At 75.8% G+C, this 9,294-nt stretch carries 1 protein-coding gene; it reads left to right on the top strand.

Annotated elements, in window-relative coordinates; all coding sequences use genetic code 11:
- Positions 1–9,294 (top strand): type I polyketide synthase (locus TR48_RS37380; RefSeq protein ID WP_042375180.1); only part of this gene is annotated, 9,294 nt, incomplete at both ends.

Below are 9,294 nucleotides of genomic sequence, written 5' to 3'. Positions count from 1 at the left end.
GGAGTACTGGGTGCGCCACGTCCGTGAGGCGGTCCGCTTCCGCGACGCGATCGCAACCCTGGAGCGCGAAGGCGTCCGCACCTTCCTGGAGCTGGGCCCGGACGGCACACTCTCGGCCCTCGGCCAGGACTGCGTGAGCGAGGACGCGGTGTTCGCGCCCGTGCTGCGTCGCGACCGGCCCGAGGTGCGGACGCTCACCGCCGCCCTCGCGCAGGCCCAGGTGCGCGGCGTGGCCGTCGACTGGCGGGCGTTCTACGCCGGGCATGGTGCGCGCAGGGTGGATCTGCCCAGCTACGCCTTCCAGCGCCGCCGCTACTGGCCGACCGCCGCCTCCTGGGCCGAGACCGCGACGGGCGGCCCGGGCGCCACTGACGCGGTGGACGCCCGGTTCTGGGAGGCCGTCGAGCGCGGTGACCTCCAGGCCCTCACCACCACTCTGGACCTGGACGGCGACCAGCCGCTCAGCTCGGTGCTGCCCGCACTGACCGCCTGGCGTCGGCAGAGCCGTGACCGCTCCACCGTGGACGGCTGGCGCTACCGCATCGGCTGGCGTCCGACCACCGAGGCCCCGCGCGCGGGCGTCACCGGCCACTGGCTGCTGGTCGTTCCGGACGGACAGCGCGACCACGAGTGGGCGGTTGCCGCGGAGCGGGCGCTGTCCCAGCGAGGCGTGACCGTTCACCGGGTCGAGTTCGACGCGCCGACCACCGCCGACCGGGCCGTGCTGGCCGGACGGCTGCGTGCCGCGCTACCCGAGGGCGGCGAGCCGGTCGCTGGGGTGCTCTCCCTCGTGGCGCTGGACGACAGCCCGCACCCGGGGCTCCCGTCGGTGCCGGCAGCGCTCTCCGGAACCCTCGCGCTGGTGCAGGCGCTCGGGGACGCGGGCGTCGAGGCGCCGCTGTGGTGCGCCACCCGCGGCGCGGTCTCGACCGGCCGCTCCGACCGGCTGGAGCACCCGGGCCAGGCCCAGATCTGGGGCCTCGGCCGGGTCGTCGCGCAGGAGTACCCGGAGCGCTGGGGCGGCCTGGTCGACCTGCCGGAGTCGGCCGACGAGCGCGCGCTCGGCCGACTGGCCGCCGTGCTCGGCGGCCTCGGCGACGAGGACCACCTGGCGATCCGTCCCTCCGGCGTGCTCGCCCGCCGCCTGCTGCGCGCACCGAACGGCGAGACCCCGGCGTCGGGCTGGACCCCGCGCGGCACCGCGCTGGTCACCGGTGGCACCGGCGCGCTCGGCGCGCACGTCGCCCGGTGGCTGGCCCGAGCGGGCGCGGAGCACCTGGTGCTGACCAGTCGTCGCGGCCGGAACGCCGCCGGTGTGGCCGAGCTGGAGGCCGAGCTGACCGCGCTGGGCGCCCGGGTGACCGTCGCCGCCTGCGACGTCTCCGACCGGGCCGCGCTCGCCGACCTGCTGGCCGCGCTGCCCGCCGAGTACCCGCTGACCACCGTCGTGCACGCGGCCGGCGTGCTGGACGACGGCGTGCTGGACGCGCTGACCCCGGAGCGGCTGGCCGGTGTGCTGCGTCCCAAGGTCGACGCGGCCGTCAACCTGGACGAGCTGACCCGCGGGCTGGACCTGTCGGCGTTCGTGATGTTCTCGTCCTTCGCCGGTACCTTCGGCGGCCCCGGCCAGGCCAACTACGCCGCCGCCAACGCGTTCCTGGACGCGCTCGCCGAGCAGCGCCGGGCCGCCGGGCTGCCCGCCACCACGATGGCGTGGGGCGCCTGGGCCGAAGGCGGCATGGCCGTCGACGACGTCGTCACCGAGCGTCTGCGCCGAGGCGGCGTCCCGGCGCTGGCACCCGAGCTGGCGATCGCCGCGATGCAGCACGCACTGGACCACGACGAGACCTTCTCGCTGGTGGTGGACATCCTCTGGGACCGCTTCGCGCCCCAGTACACCGCGATCCGGCCCAGCACCCTCTTCGCCGAACTGCCGGAGGCGGTAAAGGCGTTGGCGGACGCCGAGGCAGAGTACGGCGAGCAGGCCGACAGCTCCTCGCTGCGGCAGCGGCTGGCCGCCGCCACCGAGGGCGAACGCGGCCGCCTCGCGCTGGACTTCGTCCGCGCCCAGGTCGCCGCCGTACTCGGCTACCCGGACTTGGACGCCGTCGAACCGGCGCGCGCGTTCCGTGAGTTGGGCTTCGACTCGCTCACCGCCGTCGAGCTGCGCAACCTGCTCGCCGCGCTCACCGGCCTGCGGCTGCCCGCGACGCTGGTCTTCGACTACCCCAACGCCACCGCGCTCGCCGAGCAGCTCTGCGGCGAACTCCTGGGATCCGTGCCCGAGATGGTCTCGGCCGAGGTGGCTCCCGGCCGCGCGGACGACGACGACCCGATCGCCATCGTCGGCATGGCCTGCCGCTTCCCCGGCGGGGTCTCCTCGCCCGAGGAGCTCTGGCGGCTCCTGGCGGACGGCGGTGACGCCCTCGCCGGGTTCCCGGACGACCGCGGCTGGGACCTGGCCGCGCTGTACGACCCCGACCCCGAGCACCCCGGCACCTCGTACGTCCGCGAGGGCGGCTTCCTGGCCGAGGCCGGCGCCTTCGACCCCGGCTTCTTCGGGATCTCGCCGCGTGAGGCGCTGGCGATGGACCCGCAGCAGCGGCTGCTGCTGGAGACGTCCTGGGAGGCGTTCGAGCGGGCGGGCATCGACCCGGCGGCCCTGCGCGGCAGCCGGACGGGCGTCTTCACCGGCACCAACGGCCAGGACTACCTGCCGCTCATCCTGAGCGCGCCGGACGGCTCCGAGGGCTTCCTCGGCACCGGCAACGCGGCGAGCGTCATGTCCGGCCGCGTCGCCTACTGCCTGGGCCTGGAGGGCCCGGCGGTGACGGTGGACACCGCGTGCTCGTCCTCGCTGGTGGCGCTGCACTGGGCGATCCAGGCGCTGCGGGCCGGTGAGTGCTCGCTGGCCCTCGCGGGCGGCGTCACCGTGATGTCCACCCCGGGCGCGTTCGTCGACTTCAGCCGTCAGCGCGGGCTCGCCGCCGACGGCCGGTGCAAGGCGTTCGCGGAGGCGGCGGACGGCACCGGCTGGGGCGAGGGCGTCGGCATGCTGCTGGTCGAGCGGCTCTCCGACGCGCGGCGCAACGCTCACCCCGTGCTGGCCGTCGTCCGCGGCAGCGCGGTGAACCAGGACGGTGCGAGCAACGGTCTGACGGCGCCGAACGGTCCGTCGCAGCAGCGGGTGATCCGGCAGGCGCTCGCGTCGGCCGGGCTGAAGGCCGCCGAGGTGGACGCCGTCGAGGCGCACGGCACCGGCACCTCGCTCGGCGACCCGATCGAGGCGCAGGCGCTGCTGGCCACCTACGGCCAGGAGCGCGAACACCCCCTGTGGCTGGGGTCGGTGAAGTCCAACATCGGGCACACCCAGGCCGCCGCCGGCGTCGCGGGCGTCATCAAGATGGTGCTGGCGATGCAGCACGGCGAGCTTCCGCAGACCCTGCACGTGGACCGGCCGTCGACGCACATCGACTGGTCGGCGGGCGCGGTGGAGCTGCTGACCGAGGCCCGGCAGTGGCCCGAGACCGGTCGGCCGCGCCGCGCGGCGGTGTCCTCGTTCGGCGTCAGCGGGACCAACGCCCACGTGATCGTCGAGCAGGCGCCGGAAACGGACGGGGAGCCGGTCGTCGAGGCGACCGTGTCGGCGCCCGTCGTGCCGTGGCCGCTGTCCGCGCGGGACGCGGGAGCGCTCCGCGCTCAGGCGCAGCGGCTGGGCGCCCACCTGGCGGAGCAGCCCGGGGCGCGCCCGGTCGACGTCGGCTTCTCGCTCGCCACCACCCGCGCCGCACTGGAGCGCCGGGCCGTCGTGGTGGCGGAGGACCTCGCGGGCCACCTGCGTGCGCTGACCGCGCTGGCCGCGGGGGAGGAGGCGCCGGAGCTGGTCGAGGGCACCGCCGCGCTGGGCCGCACGGCGTTCCTCTTCACCGGCCAGGGCAGCCAGCGCCTCGGCATGGGCGCGGAGTTGTACGGCGTCCACCCCGTCTTCGCGGACGCGCTGGACGAGGTCCTCGCGCACCTGGACCAGCACCTGGAGCGCCCGCTGCGGGACGTGCTGTTCGCGACCGAGGGCGACCTGATCCACCGCACCGGCTATGCGCAGCCGGCGCTGTTCGCCGTCGAGGTGGCGCTGTTCCGGCTGGTCGAGTCCTGGGGCGTGCGCCCGGACGTGCTGGCCGGTCATTCGATCGGCGAGCTGGCCGCCGCGCATGTCGCGGGTGTGCTGTCGCTGGCGGACGCGGCCAAGCTGGTGGCGGCGCGTGGGCGGTTGATGCAGGCGCTGCCCGCGGGCGGCGCGATGGTGGCGGTGCAGGCATCAGAGGACGAGGTGCTGCCGCTGCTGACCGGCCGCGAGGCCGAGGTGGGTCTCGCCGCAGTCAACGGCCCGACCTCCGTGGTGCTCTCGGGCGCCGAGGCGGCGGTGCTGGAGGTGACCGCGCGGCTCGCCGAGCTGGGGCGGAAGACCAAGCGGCTGACGGTCAGCCACGCGTTCCACTCGCCGCTGATGGAGGGGATGCTGGCGGAGTTCCGCGCGGTCGCGCAGGAGCTGGAGTTCCACCCGCCGCGGATCCCGATCGTCTCGACGCTGGACCGGACGGCGGCGCTGACCGAGCCCGAGTACTGGGTGCGGCACGTCCGGGAGGCCGTGCGCTTCCTCGACGCGGTGCGCGCGATGGAGAACCAAGGCGTCACCACCTTCCTGGAGCTGGGCCCGGACGGGGTGCTGTCCGCGCTCGGCGCCGACTGCGTGGCCGAGCCCGGGGCCGTGTTCGCGGCCGTGCTGCGCGCCGGCCGTCCCGAGGCGCGCACGCTCTCCGGCGCGCTCGCCCAGGCCTACGTCCAGGGCGTGCCCGTGGACTGGCACGCGGTCTTCGCCGGTCAGGGCGCCCGTCGGGTGGACCTGCCCACCTACGCCTTCCAGCGGCAGCACTACTGGCCCGACGTCCCGGCGCTGGGCGCGGGCGACGTCACCATGGCCGGGCTGGGCACCACCGACCACCCGCTGCTCGGTGCGGCGGCCGAACTGCCGGACTCCGGCGGGTACGTGTTCACCGGCCGACTCGCCCTCAGCACTCACCCCTGGCTGGCCGACCACGCCGTGATGGGCTCGGTGCTGCTGCCCGGGACGGCCTTCGTCGAGCTGGCCGTGCGCGCCAGTGAGCAGGTCGGCTGCGACCTCCTGGAGGAACTCACGCTGGCCGCGCCGCTGGTCCTGCCCGAGCAGGGCGGGGTGCAGCTGCGCCTCACCGTGGCGGCCCCGGACGGGAGCGGCCGCCGTGCGCTCAGCCTGCACTCGCGTCGTGAGGACGTCCCGGCCGAGGAAGCGTGGACCCGGCACGCGACCGGTCTGCTCGCCTCCGGCGCGCGACCGGCCGACTTCGACCTCGGTGTGGAGCAGTGGCCCCCGGCCGACGCGGACGAGGTCGACCTCGAAGGCCGCTACCAGGACCTGGTCGACCTCGGCTTCGACTACGGCCCGGTCTTCCAGGGCCTGCGCCGGGCCTGGCGGCGCGACGGCGAGGTCTTCGCCGAGGTCCGCCTGCCGCAGCGGGCCGAGGCTGACGCCGGCCTGTTCGGGCTGCACCCGGCGCTGCTCGACTCCGCTCTGCACGCGCTCGGCCTGGCCGGAGCGGACGACACCGACTGGCAGGGCAGGCTGCCGTTCTCCTGGACCGGCGTCTCGCTGTACGCGGTCGGCGCCTCGGCCCTGCGGGTGCGGCTGACGCCTGCGGGCGCGGACGGGGTGTCGCTGGAGCTGGCGGACGAGGCCGGCCGGCCGGTGGCGTCCGTGGACGCGCTGGTGCTGCGGGCCGTCTCGGCGGAGCAGGTCCGCGCCGCGCGGGCCGCGTTCCACGAGTCGTTGTTCCGCCCGGAGTGGGTGGCCCTGCCGCCCGCCGCCTCGGCGGCGAACGGACGGTGGGCGGTGCTCGGCGGCGACGCCGGGGCACTGGGCGCGTTCAGCGGCGAGGTGCCGGCGTTCCCCGACCTCGACGCGCTGCTGGCGGACGGCGAGCTGCCCGAGGCGGTGGTCGCCCCCTGCTTCGCGGACGACCACGAGGGCGACGTGCCCGAGGCGGTGCGCGTCACCGTGCACCGGGTGCTCGCGCTGGCCCAGGCCTGGCTGGCCGAGGACCGGCTCGCCGACACGCCGCTGGTGCTCCTCACCCGCGGCGCGGTGGCCACCGCCGCGGACGCCGATGTCACCGACCTGGCTCATGCGGCGGCCTGGGGCCTGCTGCGCTCGGCGCAGACCGAGAACCCCGGGCGGATCGTCCTGGTGGACACCGACGAGGAAGCCGCCTCGCAGCGGGCGCTGACCGTCGCCCTGGCGGCGGAGGAGCCGCAGCTGGCGATCCGCGAGGGCGTGGCGTACGCGCTGCGCCTGGCCCGGGTCGAGGAGTCGGCGGCCGAGGTTCCCGCGTTCGACCCGGAGGGGACCGTCCTGGTCACCGGCGGCACGGGCGCGCTCGGCGCGCTGCTCGCCCGGCACCTCGTGACCGAGCACCGCGTCCGTCACCTGCTGCTGACCAGCCGACGCGGCGCAGAGGCCCCCGGCGCGCCCGAACTCCGCTCCGAGCTGGCCGCACTGGGCGCCGAGGTGGAGATCGCGGCCTGCGACGCGGCCGACCGCGAGGCGCTGGCGGGGCTGTTGGGCTCGCTGCGGCGTCCGCTGACGGCCGTGGTGCACACCGCGGGCGTCACGGACGACGGCGTGCTCTCCGCGCTCACCCCCGAGCGGGTCGACGGCGTGCTCCGGCCCAAGGCCGACGGCGCCTGGAACCTGCACGAGCTGACCGCCGGGCTGCACCTCTCGGCCTTCGTGCTCTTCTCCTCGGCCGCCGGTCTCTTCGGCGGCCCCGGACAGGGCAACTACGCGGCGGCCAACGCCTTCCTGGACGCCCTTGCCCGGCGCCGCCGGGCGGCGGGCCTGCCCGCGACCTCGCTGGACTGGGGCCTGTGGGCGCAGAGCAGCGGCGTCAGCGGTCACCTGGACGACAACGACCGGGCCAGGATGGAGCGTTCGGGCCTCGGCGCGCTCAGCTCGGCCGAGGGCCTGGCCCTCTTCGACGCCGCGCTGCGCGACGGCGGCGAGGACGCCGTGCTGGTGCCGATGCACGTACGGACCGGCACCCTGCGGGAACTGGCGGCCTCCGGATCGGGCGTGCCCCCGCTGCTGCGCGGGCTGGTCCGGGTCCCGCTGCGCCGTGCCGTGGAGTCGGCGGGCGCCGGCGCCGCCTCCGGCGAGTCCGAGCTGGTCGCCCGGCTGGCCCCGCTGTCCGTCGTCGAGCAGCGGCAGGCGCTGCTCGACCTGGTCCGCCGTCAGATCGCCGCGGTCCTGGGTTACGCCGGGGCCGAGGCCGTCGACGCCGAGCGGGCCTTCAAGGAGCTCGGCTTCGACTCGCTGACCGCGGTCGAACTGCGCAACCGCCTGGCCACCGCCACCGGCCTGCGGCTGCCCGCGACGCTGGTCTTCGACTACCCCAACCCGACCGCGCTCGGCGGCCATCTGCGCGACGAGTTGCTGGGCGCCCTGGCCGACACCGGCCGGCAGCCGGCCGCCGTGCGGACGGTCGGCGCGGACGACGACCCGATCGCCATCGTCGCGATGGCCTGCCGCTACCCGGGCGGGGTGAGCTCGCCCGAGGAGCTGTGGCGGCTGATCGCCGAGGAGCGCGACGGGATCTCGACCTTCCCGAGCGACCGCGGCTGGGACCTGGACGCCCTGTACGACCCGGACCCGGACACCCCCGGCACCTCGTACACCCGCGAGGGCGGCTTCCTGCACGACTCGAGCTACTTCGACCCGGCCTTCTTCGGCATCAGCCCGCGCGAGGCCCTGGCGATGGACCCGCAGCAGCGACTGCTGCTGGAGACCACCTGGGAGGCCTTCGAGCGGGCCGGCATCGACCCGGCGACCATGCGCGGCAGCTCCGTCGGCGTCTTCGCGGGCGTGATGTACCACGACTACGGCACCCGACTGCGGGCCGCCCCCGACGAGGTCGAGGGCTACCTCGGCACCGGCAGCTCCAGCAGCGTCGTCTCCGGACGCGTCGCCTACACCTTCGGGTTGGAGGGTCCGGCGGTCACTGTGGACACGGCGTGTTCGTCCTCGCTCGTGGCCCTGCACCTTGCCGTGCAGGCGCTGCGCAGCGGCGAGTGCACGATGGCGCTGGCCGGCGGCGTCACCGTGATGTTCACCCCCGGCACGTTCGTCGAGTTCAGCCGTCAGCGCGGTCTGGCGCGCGACGGCCGGTGCAAGTCCTTCGCGGCAGCGGCGGACGGCACGGGCTGGGGCGAGGGCGCGGGCATGCTGCTGGTGGAGCGGCTGTCGGACGCGCGCCGCAACGGGCACCCGGTGCTCGCGGTGGTGCGCGGCAGCGCGGTGAACCAGGACGGCGCCAGCAACGGTCTGACGGCGCCCAACGGTCCGTCGCAGCAGCGGGTGATCCGCGCCGCGCTGGCCAACGCGGGCGTGACGGCCGACGAGGTCGACGCCGTCGAGGCCCACGGCACGGGCACCTCGCTCGGCGACCCGATCGAGGCGCAGGCACTCCTGGCCACCTACGGACGCGAGCACTCCGCCGACCGCCCGCTGTGGCTGGGCTCGGTGAAGTCGAACCTGGGCCACACCCAGGCGGCCTCCGGCGTCGCCGGCGTGATCAAGATGGTCATGGCGATGCGCCACGGCGTGCTGCCCAGGACCCTGCACGTGGACGAGCCCTCGCCGCAGGTGGACTGGGCCGCCGGTGCGGTGGAGCTGCTGACCGAGGCGCGGACGTGGCCGGAGACCGGGCGACCGCGCCGGGTCGCGGTCTCCTCCTTCGGGATCAGCGGCACCAACGCGCACACGGTGCTGGAACAGGCCCCCGAGGCGGCGCAGGCGGTCGAGGTCGAGGTCGGGGCGTCGTCCGGGCCGGGGGCGCTGCTGCCCTGGGCGCTGTCGGCCAAGGGTGAGCCCGCGCTGCGGGCCCAGGCGGCGCGGCTGCACGCGCTGGTCGCGGACCAGCCCGAGCTGCGGCCGGTCGACGTCGGCTACTCGCTCGCGACCACGCGAGCCGCGCTGGAGCAGCGCGCGGTCCTGGTCGCCGGTGAGCGGGAGGAGTTCCTGCGGCGGCTGGAGGCGCTGGCGGCGGGTGACGCGGCCGGTGCGGGTCTGGTCCAAGGATCGGTCACCGGTGGGCGGACGGCGTTCCTGTTCACCGGCCAGGGCAGTCAGCGTGCCGGGATGGGCGCTGAGTTGTACGAGGCGTTCCCGGTGTTCGCGGCGGCGTTCGACGCGGTGTGCGCGGAGTT

The organism is Streptacidiphilus neutrinimicus (assembly GCF_000787815.1).
In the GTDB taxonomy this organism is placed as follows: domain Bacteria; phylum Actinomycetota; class Actinomycetes; order Streptomycetales; family Streptomycetaceae; genus Streptacidiphilus; species Streptacidiphilus neutrinimicus.
The sequence above is the reverse complement of the archived record's forward strand: the minus strand, read 5'-3'. Positions and strand labels throughout refer to the sequence as shown.